The organism is Bradyrhizobium barranii subsp. apii (genome assembly GCF_011516635.5).
GTDB lineage: Bacteria > Pseudomonadota > Alphaproteobacteria > Rhizobiales > Xanthobacteraceae > Bradyrhizobium > Bradyrhizobium barranii.
Genome location: NZ_CP096255.1, coordinates 5,169,166 through 5,183,192, shown reverse-complemented (window position 1 = coordinate 5,183,192; position 14,027 = coordinate 5,169,166). Strand labels below are relative to the sequence as shown.

The 14,027-nt window shown below is 63.8% G+C and carries 13 protein-coding genes and 1 pseudogene; 4 read left to right on the top strand and 10 right to left on the bottom strand.

From position 1 onward, the window contains the following. Positions 1–771, top strand: coding sequence for a LamB/YcsF family protein (locus HAP41_RS24630; RefSeq protein ID WP_166096610.1), 771 nt, complete (start codon positions 1–3; stop codon positions 769–771). On the opposite strand, the gene HAP41_RS24625 is transcribed toward HAP41_RS24630, so the two are convergent. The 5 genes from HAP41_RS24625 to HAP41_RS24605 form a co-directional block, all read right to left on the bottom strand. Further along, positions 772–924, bottom strand: a complete 153-nt coding sequence (locus tag HAP41_RS24625; RefSeq protein ID WP_014495196.1) for a hypothetical protein — start codon at positions 922–924, stop codon at positions 772–774. A gap of 332 nt (positions 925–1,256) precedes the next feature. Beyond that, on the bottom strand, positions 1,257–2,864 hold the full coding sequence (locus HAP41_RS24620; protein WP_166096611.1) for a sulfite reductase subunit alpha: 1,608 nt from the start codon (positions 2,862–2,864) through the stop codon (positions 1,257–1,259). Beyond that, positions 2,861–4,642 carry a NirA family protein gene (locus tag HAP41_RS24615; RefSeq protein ID WP_166096612.1) on the bottom strand — a complete coding sequence of 594 codons (1,782 nt, stop codon included), beginning with the start codon at positions 4,640–4,642 and terminating at the stop codon, positions 2,861–2,863. The genes HAP41_RS24620 and HAP41_RS24615 overlap by 4 nt, the downstream gene beginning before the upstream one ends. 333 nt (positions 4,643–4,975) lie before the next feature. Then, a complete protein-coding gene (locus tag HAP41_RS24610) occupies positions 4,976–6,139 on the bottom strand; it encodes a CmpA/NrtA family ABC transporter substrate-binding protein (RefSeq protein WP_166096613.1) in 1,164 nt (387 codons plus the stop codon). Continuing rightward, on the bottom strand, positions 6,136–6,726 hold the full coding sequence (locus HAP41_RS24605) for an ANTAR domain-containing response regulator (protein WP_027536156.1): 591 nt from the start codon (positions 6,724–6,726) through the stop codon (positions 6,136–6,138). The genes HAP41_RS24610 and HAP41_RS24605 overlap by 4 nt, the downstream gene beginning before the upstream one ends. Positions 6,727–6,837: 111 nt before the next feature. On the opposite strand from HAP41_RS24605, the gene rimO reads away from it, so the two are divergent. Then, positions 6,838–8,163 (top strand): 30S ribosomal protein S12 methylthiotransferase RimO, encoded by a 1,326-nt coding sequence (gene rimO, locus HAP41_RS24600; protein WP_166096614.1) that lies wholly within the window; start codon positions 6,838–6,840, stop codon positions 8,161–8,163. Positions 8,164–8,369: 206 nt separating this feature from the next. Here rimO and HAP41_RS50070 read toward each other — a convergent pair. The 5 genes and pseudogenes from HAP41_RS50070 to HAP41_RS24580 all read right to left on the bottom strand — a co-directional run. After that, positions 8,370–8,495, bottom strand: a pseudogene (locus tag HAP41_RS50070) (hypothetical protein); the annotation flags it as partial. Continuing rightward, positions 8,492–8,911 (bottom strand): carboxymuconolactone decarboxylase family protein, encoded by a 420-nt coding sequence (locus tag HAP41_RS24595; RefSeq protein WP_014495189.1) that lies wholly within the window; start codon positions 8,909–8,911, stop codon positions 8,492–8,494. The gene HAP41_RS24595 and the pseudogene HAP41_RS50070, both read right to left, overlap by 4 nt. Continuing rightward, a complete protein-coding gene (locus HAP41_RS24590) occupies positions 8,844–9,275 on the bottom strand; it encodes a MerR family transcriptional regulator (RefSeq protein WP_166096615.1) in 432 nt (143 codons plus the stop codon). The genes HAP41_RS24595 and HAP41_RS24590 overlap by 68 nt, the downstream gene beginning before the upstream one ends. A gap of 142 nt (positions 9,276–9,417) precedes the next feature. Then, entirely contained in the window at positions 9,418–10,185 is a 768-nt protein-coding gene (locus HAP41_RS24585; RefSeq protein WP_166096616.1) for an SH3 domain-containing protein, read from the bottom strand. 42 nt (positions 10,186–10,227) lie between these two features. Further along, positions 10,228–11,169: a hypothetical protein gene (locus HAP41_RS24580; protein ID WP_063986364.1), complete on the bottom strand. Its 942-nt coding sequence runs from the start codon at positions 11,167–11,169 to the stop codon at positions 10,228–10,230. Positions 11,170–11,293: 124 nt separating this feature from the next. On the opposite strand from HAP41_RS24580, the gene HAP41_RS24575 reads away from it, so the two are divergent. Next, positions 11,294–12,451: a tetratricopeptide repeat protein gene (locus HAP41_RS24575; RefSeq protein WP_224580755.1), complete on the top strand. Its 1,158-nt coding sequence runs from the start codon at positions 11,294–11,296 to the stop codon at positions 12,449–12,451. 287 nt (positions 12,452–12,738) lie between these two features. Continuing rightward, positions 12,739–13,929, top strand: coding sequence for an acetylornithine transaminase (locus HAP41_RS24570; protein WP_135213668.1), 1,191 nt, complete (start codon positions 12,739–12,741; stop codon positions 13,927–13,929). Positions 13,930–14,027 lie beyond the last annotated feature (98 nt).

Genomic DNA, 14,027 nt, shown 5'->3' with positions numbered 1-14,027 from the left:
ATGAAGACGATCGATCTCAATTGCGACCTCGGCGAAGGTTTTGGCGCGTGGGAGATGGGCAACGACGCCGCGATGATCGAGCTTGCGAGCTCGGTCAACGTCGCCTGCGGCTTCCATGCCGGCGACCCCGACATCATGCGCCGGACGGTCGAGCTCGCGAAGGCGCGCGGCGTCTCGGTCGGCGCCCATCCCGGCTACCGCGACCTGCACGGTTTCGGCCGGCATCCGATCGCGGGCCTGAAGGCCTCCGAGATCGAGAACCTCGTCGCCTACCAGATCGGCGCGTTGCAGGCGATTGCGACCGCCGCCGGCCACAAGGTCACGCATGTGAAGGCGCATGGCGCGCTCTCCAACGTCGCCTGCGAGGACGACATGACGGCCAAGGCGATCGCCGCCGGCATCAGGGCGGTCGACCCGAGCCTGATCTTCGTCGTGCTCGCCAACTCAAAACTGGTGAAGGCCGGCGAAGACGCCAATCTGCCGATGGTGCACGAGGTCTTCGCCGACCGCGCCTATGAGGACGACGGCAACCTCGTCTCGCGCAAGAAGCCCGGCGCGGTGCTGCACGATGCCAAGGCGATCGCCGATCGCGTGGTGCGCATGGTGCAGGACGGCGCGGTGGTCTCGGTGACAGGCAAGGTGATCAAGATGCGCACGGACACGGTCTGCATTCACGGTGACACGCACGGCGCCGTCGAGATCGCGCGCACTCTGCGTCAGGCGTTGAAGGATGCGGGGATCGAGGTCGCGCCGTTCAAGCGCGGGGCGTAATCAGAACGGGTGCACCGAGAGCGTGCCGAACACGATCGCCGCGATGACCGCGAAGGCGCTGTAGAGCCCAACGTGGTGCATGCTCGCCCCAGTCCGACGCGAGAGCGAGCGCGCGTAGAAGTGCAGCCTGGCTTCCGCCGATAGTTCGCGCATGGTCGATCTCCAACGCCCCATTTGTGGGAGTATGAAGGATCAACCCCTGGCAGGAGGCAAGATGGCGGCGAAAATAGCGATGGAGGTTCTCTGAAGGCGCCCCGTCGCAGGCGCAAATTCTCTGCACCCGAGGGTTCCGAGAATCTTATTCGTTAAGATCCGAGCCAGCTGGAACCGGCCCGAATGACGGTGAGATGACAGTCGGGCGAAGGCATTCAGACCCCCTCCAAACAAAATTGTCGAAAACAACCCCATGCACAGTAGAAGCGGCCCAGCGGCGCGACGTCCGGCGGTTGCGCCGCCGGGACGATTTGCGCTGATCGGCTCGCGCCTTAGTAGACGTCAGCCTGGAAGCGGCCCGTCTTCTTGAGCTCGGCGACAAAACTGACGGCCTCATCCGTAGAACGTGCCCCGAACTGCGCGACGATGTCGACCAGCGCGCGCTCGACGTCCTTGGCCATGCGTTTGGCATCGCCGCAGATGTAGAGATGCGCGCCTTCGGCAAGCCAGGTCCACACCTCGCGGCCGACCTCGCGCATGCGGTCCTGCACGTAGAACTTCTTCTCGCCGTCGCGCGACCAGGCCAGCGACATGCGCGTCAACAGCCCCGAGGTCTTCATCGCGTTGAGCTCTTCCTGATAGAAGAAATCGCAATCGCTGCGCTGATGGCCGAAGAACAGCCAGTTCTTGCCGGGCGCGCCGGTCGCCTTGCGGTCGAGCAGGAAGGCGCGGAACGGCGCGATGCCGGTGCCGGGGCCGATCATGATGACAGGCGTCTTCGGATCCTGCGGCAGGCCGAAACCGTGTGCCTTCTGCACATAGACCTTGAGCTTTTCGCCTTCGGCGATGCGTTCGCCGAGGAAGGTCGAGGCCACGCCGATCCGCTTGCGCTTGCCGATGACGTAACGCACGGAGTCCACCGTCAGCGACAGCTTTCCGGGCGTCGCATTGTGCGAGGAGGAGATCGAATACAGCCGCGGCTGGAGCGGCTCCAGCGCCTCGACGAAGGCCTCCGGATGCGGCCGCGTGCCCGAAAACTTCTGGAGCGCCGCCATGACATCGAGCGTGGCGGCGTCGCCATCGGGATCCTCGCCCTGTGCCAGCGCCCGCGCCTTCTCGCGCTGCGCGCCGCCGGTGATGAAGGAGATCAGCTCGAACAGCGTGTCGGGCGCCGGCGACAGCGAGACGTCGTCGATCAGCACCTCGCGCAACGTCTTGCCGTTGACCTTGGTGGTGTGGGAGGCGCCCAGCAGCGCGATGATCTGATCGACGAGGCCGACCTCATTGCGTGCGAACACGCCAAAACTATCGCCAACGACATAGTCGAGCTTGCTCTCGGCGAGATTGAACTCGACGTGATAGGTCTCTTTCTCCGACTTCCCCTTGTTGAGCAGGCGCCGCGACAGGAATGTCGCCGCGATCGGATTGTCGCGCGAGCGGCCGGGCTCGGCGATCGTCACCGTCACGGCCGGCGCCGCCACCGCATCCACCTTGTCGGCCGCCTTGGCCGCCGGCGCCTTGTCCAGCTCCTCGTACAGCGACTTCAGCATCCGCGCGGTTTCCTTGCCGCCGGGGACGCAGAGATTGAGCCGTGCTTCGCTGCGGGTGGCGATCGTCTCCGAATAGTCGTGGCAATTGTAGCCGCACTGCCCGCAATCCTGCTGCGCCATCGCGGCCATCATCTTGCGGCGCACGGGACGGCCTTCGGCGAGCTTCATCCGGTCCGCGATCGGCATGGTCTGGTCGTGCCACGGCGCTTCACCGTCGTCGCCGTCGCCGGCTTGCATGACGGCTGCGCCCTGCTCCGCCGACAGCGGCGTGGCCACATCAGGCGACAACAGCCCGGCGAAGAAGCCGTTGAGCCAGGAGCGCTGCGCGTCGGAGAACGGGGCGCTGGCGGGAATGATGTCGAGTTTCGGCGGAGGCGTGATCTGGTTCATGCGGACACCTGTGCATCGGCAAGCTTGCGCAGCGTTTCGCCGTCATGGCGACGCGCAAAGGACAGGAAGGTCTCGTCGGGCGACGAGCGGTGGGCGATATAGGCCTTGAGCAGTCCCTCGACCGTCTTCGGCGCGTCTTCGGCCTTGAGGTCGTGATAGACCTCCTGCCCGACATCCGCATCGGGACCGAACCCGCCGCCGGTGAAGAGGTGATAGCCGTCCACCGTGTCTTCGTCGTTGATCGGCACGCGCGCTCCGATCAGGCCGATGTCGCTGATGTAATGCTGCGCGCAGGAATGATGGCAGCCGGTGACGTGGATGTTGACCGGCTTGTCCATGGCGACGCGCGGCTCGCACCAGTCGCCGATCTCGGCGGCATTGCGCTTGGTATTGGAAGCCGCGAAACGGCAGCCGGCACTGCCGGTGCAGGCGATCAGGCCGGCGCGGATGTGCGAGGCCTCGACCGCGAGCCCGATCTGCTTGATCGCCGCAATGGCGAGCTCGACATTCTCGTCGCGCACGCCCGATATCAGCAGGTTCTGCCAGACGGTCAGGCGGATCTCGCCGTCGCCGAGGTCCTGCGCCACTTTGGCCAAACCCCGCATCTGATCGCAGCTGATCTTGCCGAGCGTCAGCGAGACGCCGATCCAGTTCAAGCCGTCCTGCTTCTGCTTGTGCACGCCGATATGCGCCATGCGGTCCGCGGCTGGCCGCGGCGCAAACGCCTCTTCCGGCACGCGCGTGAACGGGGTCTTCAGCCGCTCCTCGACGAGTTTAAGGAAACCGTCGTGGCCCATGGCATCGAGCACGTATTTCAAACGCGCCTTGTTGCGGTTGGTGCGGTCACCGTGATCGATGAACACGCGCACGATGGCGTCGGCGACGGCGGTGGCCTGCTCCGGCTTGACGATGATGTTGGAGTATTTTGCAAAGTCCTTGTGGCCGGTGATGCCGCCGAGACCAAGGCGGAACCAGATTCCGGGCTCGACGCCAAAACCGTCCTTCACCTCGAACGCGGTGAAGGCGATGTCGTTGGTTTCCTCCAGCACCGCGATCCTGCCGGCGCCGTCGAAGGCGACGTTGAACTTGCGCGGCAGGCCGTAGAGCGAGCGGTCGTTGAGGATGTGGTAGTGCCACTCACGCGCATAGGGGCGCGTGTCGATCAGTTCCTGCGGGTCGATGCCGGCCGTCGGCGTCCCCGTCACGTTGCGGATGTTGTCGGCGCCGGAGCCGCGTGAGCACAGGCCGAGGTCCTGGATGCCCTCGATCAGCTTGATCGCGTTCTTCGGCGGGATCTCGCGGAGCTGGAGATTGGCCCGCGTCGTGACGTGACTGTACGGGCCGCAGAGATCGTCGGCGAGATCGGCAAGGCCGGACAGCTGCCAGTGCTTCATGATGCCGTTCGGGATGCGCAGCCGGCACATGTAGGAGTCCTGCGTCGGCGCGACGTAGAAGATGCCGTAATAGCGCCAGCGGAAATTGTCCGCCGGGCTCGGCGGCGCGTTGTCGAGCGCCTGCTGCCGCAGTCGCGGATAGGCATCGAAGGGATGCTCGTCGCGCTTGAACTTCTCCTGGTCGGCGAGCTTCTTGCCAGCTGCGATGACCTTGTCCTGCGCCTTGATGTGGACGGCGTCGGGGCCCGTGGCCTCGGTATTGGCCTTGCTGGCGCTGCCGCCGAGACCGCGACCGACCCGGCTGATCTGCAAACCGGTCGTGAAGCCTTCGAGATAGCGTTTCTGCTCGTCGGAGAAGTCGACTGAGAGCGTATCGATTTTCATGGTCGGTAACGAAGCTCCTGCAGCCACCGGGTGGCATCGACGGAAAATTGCGCGACCCGCGAGGAACTCGGCTGGCTCAAGAAGCCGGCTGCGCACCCAACGGTCCGGTCAGCTTCGTTGCTGCGGGACTTGGCTCAGCAGGCGTCTGTGACAAGCTGGCCGCACTGCAACATACAAGTTGCGTGCCAGCTTCAATGAAATGAAAATTTCTTTGATTTCAGATGGATACAGACGAGCCCGGAAAATCGCGGTCCGGAACTCTCATGAAATTCGAGCAGGCAGCCCAAAGTTTAGCCGATGATCTCTTCCGCCCAAAAACGATGCAGGACCGAATCAGGCCTTCCAGCGTCCGACCTCGAAGGCCTCCAGATGCCCCCGGATGTTGCCGGGATCGAAGGCCGGGCCCGCAAATGCCCCGAACGCCGCGGGGGCTTCAGCGGGCGATTGCTGACCGAGGGCTGCGTCGTAGAGGTCGGGCCTGAACACGGCCATCGCCGTCTTGACGCCGTCAGGCGTCAACGCCGTTTGCCCCCAGCGCACCATCTGCGCATAGAGCCAGGCCGCCTGAACCGGATCGGGGCGCCCTGCCCCTTCGCGTCCGACCAGGAGATAGCGACCGCTCTCGCGGAGGGTGCCGTCGGGAGAAATCTTCAGGCGCCCCGTGAGGGTTCGCTGGATAACTTCGGCATCGACGCCGATCCGTTCCGGCTGCGCCAGGATCCGCGCCGCCTCAGACAGGTTCGCGGGGTTCTCGATGAACTCGGCGCCCTTCACGGCCGCGCGCACCAGCGCTGCCACCACATCCGGATGCTTGTCGGCCCAGACCTGGCGAACCGCCAGCACCTTCTCAGCCGCGCGCACGAGAATGTCGGAGACGAAATGCAGGATGTGACCGATGCCGAGATCGACCGCGACCGAGTTCCAGGGCGCGCCGACGCAGAACGCATCGACATGGCCATTGGCGAGGCTATCGACCATGTAGGGCGGCGGCAGCACCACGAGACGCACATCCTCATCCGGATCGACGCCGGCCGCCGCCATCCAGAACCGCAGCTGGTAATTGTGGGTCGAGAACGGGAAGGTCATGCCGAAGGTCAGCGGATCGGCACCTAGCTTGCGACGCTTCGCGACGACCTTCGCCAGCGCTTTCGCCGTGACAAGCGGATCGAAGCGGTCACCGTCGATCTCCTCCATCAGCGCGGCATGGAGCGCCGGCGAGACCGTGATCGCGTTGCCGTTGATACCGAGGTTGAAGGGCGCCGCGATCGGCACCTTGACGTGGCCGAGCCCAAGCGAGGACGCGATCGCCACCGGCGCCAGCAGATGCGCGGCGTCGAACAGGCCGATATTGAGCTTGTCGCGCACGTTGGACCAGGAGACCTCGCGCACCAGCTCGACCTCGAGCCCTTCGGCGGCGGCAAAGCCCTTGTCGACGGCGACGATCAGGGCGGCGGCGTCGACCAGCGGGATGAACCCGATGCGGAGGGGACCGGTCATTTCAGCATCTCCGACGCGGTGATGATCGACTGCGCGATCTCGCCGATTTTCTTCTTCTCGCGCATCGCCGTGGAGCGCAGCAGCACGTAGGCCTCGTCCTCGGTGAGGCCCTTGACCTTCATCAAAATTCCCTTCGCCTTCTCGATGATCTTGCGGTCCTCGAGCTGCGACTTGGTGCGCTCCAGCTCCTCCTGGAGTTTTGCGAAGGCGTTGAAGCGGGACACGCAGAGGTCGAGGATCGGCTTGATGCGCTCCTTCTTCAGCCCGTCGACGATGTAGGCGGAGACCCCCGCTTCCACAGAGGCCTGGATCGAGGATGAATCACTCTGGTCCACGAACATGGCGATCGGCCGCTTCACGGCGCGGCTGACCTGGAACATCGCCTCCAGCACGTCGCGACTGGGGTTCTCCAGATCGATCAGGATGATATCAGGGTCCACCGCATAAATACGGGCAAGCAGGCTCTGCATCTCGCGGATATGGACAATCTGCGTGAATCCGGCCTCGCGCAACCCCTCCTCGAGGATCGCAGCCCGGATCGGGCTTTCGTCGACAATCACGATTTTAGGCGACTGTTCGGCGCTCATGTCCCACTCACGTCAAGCGATTCATCCATAGCATGCCGGAGGGCGATGCAAAGGGTTGTAATTATGGGCAATTGGGACTAGCTCAGGCCTGTCAATCAGGCAGATTTGGATATGGATCAGACGGCTGCGCCCAAGGTCAGCTTCGTGTCGCTCGGGTGTCCCAAAGCATTGGTGGATTCCGAGCGCATCATCACGCGCCTGCGCGCCGAGGGCTACGAGCTCGCCCGCAAGCATGACGGGGCTGACATCGTCATCGTCAATACGTGCGGCTTCCTCGACAGTGCCAAGCAGGAATCGCTTTCGGCGATCGGCGAGGCCATGGCCGAGAACGGCAAAGTGATCGTGACCGGTTGCATGGGCGCGGAACCCGAGCAGATCGAGCAAGCCTATCCCGGCGTGCTCTCCATCACCGGCCCGCAGCAATATGAGAGCGTGCTGGACGCCGTGCATCGCGCGCTGCCGCCCGCCCACAATCCGCATCTCGATCTGGTGCCGCCGCAGGGCATCAAGCTGACGCCGCGCCACTATGCCTATCTGAAGATCTCCGAGGGCTGCAACAACCGCTGCACCTTCTGCATCATCCCGAAGCTGCGCGACGATCTCGTCTCGCGTCCGGCCAATGACGTGCTGCGCGAGGCCGAGCGCCTCGTCGGTGCCGGCGTCAAGGAGCTGCTGGTGATCTCGCAGGACACCTCGGCCTACGGCGTCGATCTCAAATACGCCGAGAGCCCGTGGAGGGATCGCCAGGTCCGCGCCAAATTCCTCGACCTCGCGCGCGAGCTCGGCGAACTCGGCGCGTGGGTCCGGCTGCAATATGTCTACCCCTACCCTCATGTCGACGAAGTCATCGCGCTGATGAACGAGGGCAAGGTGCTGCCCTATCTCGACATCCCATTCCAACATGCAAGCCCCGAGGTGCTGAAGGCGATGAAGCGCCCCGCAGCACAGGACAAGACGCTGGCGCGGATCAAGCGCTGGCGCGAGGAATGTCCCGATCTCGCTTTGCGTTCGACCTTCATCGTCGGCTTCCCCGGTGAGACCGATGCCGATTTCGCCTATCTGCTCGACTGGCTGGATGAGGCCGAGATCGATCGCCTCGGCTGCTTCAAATACGAGCCGGTTGCCGGTGCGACGTCGAATGCGATCGAGAACCCCGTGCCCGAAGAGATCAAGCAGGAGCGCTACAACGCGCTGATGGCCCGCCAGCAGAAGATCTCCGCGCGCCGGCTGAAGCGCAAGGTCGGCACGCGCCAGCAGATCATCATCGACGAGGTCGGCCCGACGGCTTCAAAAGGCCGCTCCAAGGCCGACGCGCCCGAGATTGACGGAGCGGTCTATCTCTCCAGCCGCCGCCCGTTGCGCGTCGGCGAGATCGTCACCGCAAAGATCGAGCGCGCCGACCAATACGACCTGCACGGCAGCGTCGCGGGGTTCTGACGGCGCCAACGATCGCGTCACCTCTCTTGCGGGTCGCTGCAACCGGATATGAAGAAGGTCGTCATGCCCGGGCTTGTCCCGGGCATCCACGTTCTTCGTGCCACTGGGCAATGCGTGGATGGCCGGGACAAGCCCGGCCATGACGCTGTGGAAGCCTCTGTGCCTCAAGCTTGCAGGGAGCAGACCGTCGCTGGGCTACAGCTCCGTCAAACCAGCCATTTCGGCACCCAGCGCTCCGGGCGTCGGGCGCGGGCGAGATCGGCCTGGGCTTCGGTCAGCTTGGCGGGCTCGCCGTCGATGGTCGGGCGCACAACGTATTCGAAGTTCGTCATGTCGCTTCTCCCGATGCCTGCCGTCCGTCATGCGCGGAAAACACCTCCTTGGCTGCGAACAGCCCGTTCACCGCCGCCGGGAAGCCCGCATAGACGGCCATCTGCATGATGATCTCCACGATTTCGTCGCGAGACAGCCCGACGTTCAGACCCGCCTCGATATGCACTTTGAGCTGAGGCGCGGCATTTCCGAGCGCCGTCAGCGCGGCGATCGTCGCGATCTCTCGATCGCGCAGGCCGAGGTCCGGGCGGCTGTAAATGTCGCCGAAAGGAAACTCGATCACGTATCGTGCGAAATCCGGAGCGATGTCGGCGAGTGAGGCGACGACCTTTTCGCCGGCTCGGCCGTCAATGCGTGACAGGGCCCGCTGGCCGCGATCGAAGCGGCTTTCGGCTTGTGTTTGGGCGTGCGTCATTTTCCTTCGTCCTCTGTTCATCGCCGGCATAACCGGAGATCTTGGTATCAAGGACGAGCAGGCATTCCTGGAGTTCGGCAATCTGCGTGCGAACCTGTTCCCGGTGAATTTCCAGCATCTGCCGCCGGGCTGGCCCGGTGGCATCGCCTTCATCACGAAGCGCCGCATAACGCAACATGTCCCGGATCGGCATTCCCGTGGTCTTGAGCCGACCGAGGAATGCGATCCATGTGAGGATCGATGCGTCAAAGTAACGCTGGCCGGAACGATCCCGGTCTGCGTATGGCAGCAGCCCGACGCGCTGATAATAACGCAACGTGTGCGTCGACAAGCCGGTTCGTTTTGCGAGGTCGCCGATCTTCATGTTTGCCCGTTCTCGTACTGACGCACGTACAGATACCCCTTCGAGCGCACTCTAAGTCAAGGGGGATCGCAAGGGGGATCGAAGGTGCCGTTCCCGCGAGGTCAAGATGGCACGACAGCAGAAGAATACCGGTTCGACGCGACTAGTCGCCGGCAAAAAAGATTCCCTCGATGTCTTCCGCTTGCTGACCTCCGGCCAGACTGACCCAACCAGTCAGTCCATTCTTGTTCCGAACGAGGAAATGGTAGCGCTCGGACGAGTCCTCCTCACGTCGGTCGCTTGCGACGAGCACCTCAACGAACTCACCCTTCGGAATGGTGCCGACCGCATTCGTCGCAGCCTTATCGAAATAGAACGTCAAGTCATGCAGCGTCTTTGACTTGAGGCCGACGTAATGAAACGGCTGGTTAACCTCCTTCAACCGGTCGTCGTCAAGGCAGTACTTGCGTCGATGGTCGAACATCGTATTGACGTGACCGGAGGCGTAGACGCAACCGTCGCCGGGTATCTCGAATCGGAGGCCTTCGATCTGGTCTTGATAGAGATCGCCCGCGCCTCCAATCAGGTTAAATACGCAATTGTAGTCGGCACTACCGCCGGAGCTGCAGACAACCAGGAAGTACCTCTCCGACCGAAGGCGAAGCTTCGTTTCAAAAACGTAGGTGAGAATAACGCCGCCAGCATCGGCCTCATCGCTGTTTTTCTTTTCGTCCGGTGTGATCACGTGGGGCCGCGTGAGCGCGGGATCGGTGGCCAGCACGATCGGAAGGTCGGCAACGGCGCTTTCCACGAGCTCGGTTTGCGCGTCCGCGGCCGAGGCCGCTGACATCAGCAGGATCGCGACAATCAACCGGTGACAAAGGCCGCGCATCAGCGAACTACCCCGACGAGAAGCTAATTCAATCAGCAACCTGATTGCACGGCTCCGTGACGGGATTCTGACGGTGTTCCGTCACGCCAGCCATTTCGGCACCCACCGCTCCGGGCGCGGGGCGCGCGCGAGATCGGCCTTTGCTTCGGAGAGCTGCGCCGGCTCGCCGCCGATGATCGGACGCACATCGTATTCGAAGTTCGGCATGACGCGGCCGTCGACATAGAGGCCGAATTTCATCGCGTGCCACAGCCCGAGTTCGGGCTGTGCCTTGCGCATCTCCTCGCGCAGATCGCGCAGCAGCGATTCGATCGAGGCGGCCTCCTCGAACGGCTGCGGGCCGAGGGTCAGGACGCGGGCCTCGTACTGCTTGCCGACGATCGCGACCTCGAAGCGGGTCTTGTCCCAGGGCTTCTTGCCCTTGGGCAGATGCGCGGCGAGCCGCCAGCCGAGCTCGGCCATCAAGCGATGATTGGCCCAATAGTCTTCGCGATCCCGGCTCCATTTTTCCACGAAGCCGCGGAAATCGGGAAGCTCCGCGGCGCCGTCGTCACATGCCGCCTTGTCGCCGATCGGCTGCCCGGCAAGCCATTTCGCGAGCTCGTCGGTCTGGCACTCGACCTCGTCATGCGGCTTGAGATCGCTCCAGGCCTTGTCAAATTGCTGCGACGTCAGCTTCGCCAGCAAGCCGTCGAGGCTCGGCGCGAGCAGCTCGTAATCGCCCTCGGAGCCCAGCCCCACGATCGGCGGATTGTCGCGATCAAGACCCGCGCCATACCAGCCGCCGACGGCCGAGCCATCCGGCAGCCGCATGAACAGTGAAAACCTGTCGCGCAAGGGACTGCCGTCGAAGATCGGCGCCTGATCGGAGAACTGGCCTTGCAGGGAGAAACGGCCGACGCTGCCCCAGGGGCGCCCGTTCAGCCAATCGGCAAAGTCGACCAGCAGGGATGGCGCCTCGATGCCCGGCGGAAACGCGCCGCGAATGCTGTCGAGGTCGATCGGGTAAGGCGTATCGGACAAGGTCTTCAAACTATCTGGTTGGTCCCGCCTTCTTGGTCTGACCCGTGATGCATTCGGTTCGAACCAAGTCGCGTCCTTCGATCACAAACGCGCTAGAGGCGCAATGGTTTCGATGTGGAAAACAATGAAACACACTGAAACGTCAAGGATTCTCTTCAAGCTGTCTGCGATCGGCATCGCAATGGCCGTGTTCGCCCTGTCCGCCCCCGCCACCGCGCGATCGCCGTCAGCCGCGCAGGCACGCCAATGGTGCTATAGCGACGACGACGGGGACCGCGAGGACCAGCGCATCGCCGGCTGCTCGGCCGTGCTCAAGGCCGATCCCTCGAATGTGCGGGCGCTGGCCAATCGCGGCGAGATGTTTCGGCGAAAAGGCGACACGGAGCGTGCCCTGGCGGACTTCAACCGTGCCATCGATCTCGATCCGAAAGACGCCGACCTCTGGTACAATCGCGGCATCGCCCATGACGATCTCGGCGACACCGACCACGCCATTGCCGACTACACGCGCGCGATTCGGCTGAATTCCCGCGACGCGCTCTACTACAACAACCGCGGCAATTCCCACATCCACAAGAACGACTACGAGCATGCGATGGCCGACTACGATCAGGCCATCAAGCTCGACCCTAAATTTGCGCTGGCCTATTTCAATCGCGGCACTGCCTATCGCAACCATGGCGACGACGCTCGCGCACTGGCGGATTTCGATCTCTCGATCAAGCTCGACCCGAATTACGGCCCGGCCTACGGCAACCGCGCACGAGTCTTCCGCGACCGCGGCGACCGTGCGCGTGCGCTGGCCGACTTCGCAAAATCGCTTCAGCTCAGTCCGAACAACGATCGCGATTTCTTTGCGCGCGCGAACATGTATTTCGACACCCACGACTATGCGCAGGCGCTGGAGGATTACGATCGCTCGATCAAGGCCAATGCGAGCTATCCGGGCGTGTTCAATTCGCGTTGCATGACGCGTGCGATCCTTGGCCGCCTGCAGGAGGCGCTGGCCGATTGCGAGCAGTCGCTGCGGATGGCTCCCAACGACCCCTATACGCTGGACAGCAGCGCCCTCACGTATCTGAAGCTCGGCAATCTCGACGCGGCGATTGCGGATTACGACGCGGCGCTGAGCGCAAAGCCTGAGCTCGACGGCTCCCTCTACGGCCGCGGACTGGCGAAGCGAAAGAAGGGCGACAGCGAAGGCGCTGAGCAAGACATCGCGGCCGCCAAGGCAATCAACGCCGGCATCGCGGACAGTTTTGCGCGCTACTGCGTTCAGTGACGTGCTCCCATCTCGCCGATGCACGCCGGACGGGTGTTCTTCAAAACGCCCGCTTGACAAGCCCTGCCCTTCGGCTGTAGGGACCCGCCCCATGATCAACGCTCGGACCCATCAGCGCACCGAAATGCTCCGCCGTCGCTTCCGCGACGACGAGAGGGTGCGCCATGTCCGACGACGCCGCTGAACCACTGAATTCAGCCGAGTTTTCGAGAAAGGCCGCACCCGCAAGGTGCGGCCTTTCTGCTTTTTGCGCCCCTTTTCCACCCCCGTCCCCACAGGAGTTCGACATGACCACGCATCCGTATGACGCGCTGATGGACATCACCGCACGGCCCAAGGCCGTGTTCGTCCGCGGCGCCGGCTCCTACCTCTGGGACGACAGCCGCAAGCGCTATCTCGATTTCGTGCAGGGCTGGGCCGTGAACTGCCTCGGTCACTCCCCGCCCGCGATCGCCGATGCGCTTTCCGCGCAGGCCAAGCGGCTGCTGACGCCGAGCCCGGCGTTCTACAACGAGCCGAGCCTGAAGCTTGCCGAGCGGCTTGTCGCAAACAGCGCGTTCGACCAGGTGTTCTTTGCCAACTCGGGCGCGGAAGCCAACGAGGGCGCGATCAAGCTCGCGCGTAAATACGGCAGCCTGCACAGGAACGGCGCGTTCGATATCATCAGCTTCGCAGGCGGCTTCCACGGCCGGACGCTGGCGACGATGTCGGCCTCGGGGAAGAAGGCGTTCGAACCGCTGTTCGAGCCGAAGGTCGCCGGCTTCAAGAAGGCGAAGCTGAACGACATCGCCTCGGTCGAGGAGCTGATCAACGACAACACCGTCGCGGTGATGCTGGAGCCGATCCAGGGCGAGTCCGGCGTGTGGCCCGCAACCGATCAGTTCCTGAAGGAACTGCGCGCGCTCACCGAAGCGCACGGCCTGCTGCTCATTTTTGACGAGATCCAGACCGGCATGGGCCGGACCGGAAAACTCTTCCACTACGAGCACACAGGCATCGCGCCCGACATCATGACGCTTGGCAAGGGCATCGGCGGTGGCGTGCCGCTCGCAGCCCTGCTGGCAACCGAACGTGCCTCCTGCTTCGAGCACGGCGATCAAGGCGGGACCTTCAACGGCAACCCGATCATGTGCGCGGCAGGGCTCGCGGTGCTGGAAGAGATCAGCAAGCCCGACTTCCTGAAGACGGTCACCGAGACCGGCCTGCTGCTCGAAAGCGAGTTGCAGAAGGTCTCGGCCCGGCACGGCCTCGGCGGCGTCCGGGGACGTGGCCTCCTGCTCGCGCTCGACCTCAAGCTGCCGATCGCGCCAGGCATCGTCGCGCAGGCGTTCGAGGCCGGCGTGCTCCTGAACGCGCCGCAGCTCGACACGCTGCGCTTCATGCCGGCGCTGAACGTCACGCGGGCCGAGATCGTCGAGATGATCGATTGTCTCGACGGGATTTTGACCAGGGCCGGCGCGGCAAGACGGGTGGCGTGAGGCCAGTCTCGTGCCCCGGACGCAGCGCAGCGCCCCTTCGGCTCTGCGCAGCAGCGTTTCACGCTGCGGCGCGTCCGGGACTCGGGAGCCGAGGATGA

Excerpts from the sequence above, each read along its gene's own strand:
- HAP41_RS24630 (WP_166096610.1), top strand. The coding sequence starts at position 1 with ATGAAGACGATCGATCTCAATTGCGACCTCGGCGAAGGTTTTGGCGCG.
- HAP41_RS24625 (WP_014495196.1), bottom strand. The coding sequence starts at position 924 with ATGCGCGAACTATCGGCGGAAGCCAGGCTGCACTTCTACGCGCGCTCG.
- HAP41_RS24595 (WP_014495189.1), bottom strand. The coding sequence starts at position 8,911 with ATGACGCACGCCCAAACACAAGCCGAAAGCCGCTTCGATCGCGGCCAG.
- rimO (WP_166096614.1), top strand. The coding sequence starts at position 6,838 with ATGGATCAGACGGCTGCGCCCAAGGTCAGCTTCGTGTCGCTCGGGTGT.
- HAP41_RS24570 (WP_135213668.1), top strand. The coding sequence starts at position 12,739 with ATGACCACGCATCCGTATGACGCGCTGATGGACATCACCGCACGGCCC.
- HAP41_RS24620 (WP_166096611.1), bottom strand. The coding sequence starts at position 2,864 with ATGAACCAGATCACGCCTCCGCCGAAACTCGACATCATTCCCGCCAGC.
- HAP41_RS24615 (WP_166096612.1), bottom strand. The coding sequence starts at position 4,642 with ATGAAAATCGATACGCTCTCAGTCGACTTCTCCGACGAGCAGAAACGC.
- HAP41_RS24590 (WP_166096615.1), bottom strand. The coding sequence starts at position 9,275 with ATGAAGATCGGCGACCTCGCAAAACGAACCGGCTTGTCGACGCACACG.
- HAP41_RS24605 (WP_027536156.1), bottom strand. The coding sequence starts at position 6,726 with ATGAGCGCCGAACAGTCGCCTAAAATCGTGATTGTCGACGAAAGCCCG.
- HAP41_RS24575 (WP_224580755.1), top strand. The coding sequence starts at position 11,294 with ATGAAACACACTGAAACGTCAAGGATTCTCTTCAAGCTGTCTGCGATC.
- HAP41_RS24610 (WP_166096613.1), bottom strand. The coding sequence starts at position 6,139 with ATGACCGGTCCCCTCCGCATCGGGTTCATCCCGCTGGTCGACGCCGCC.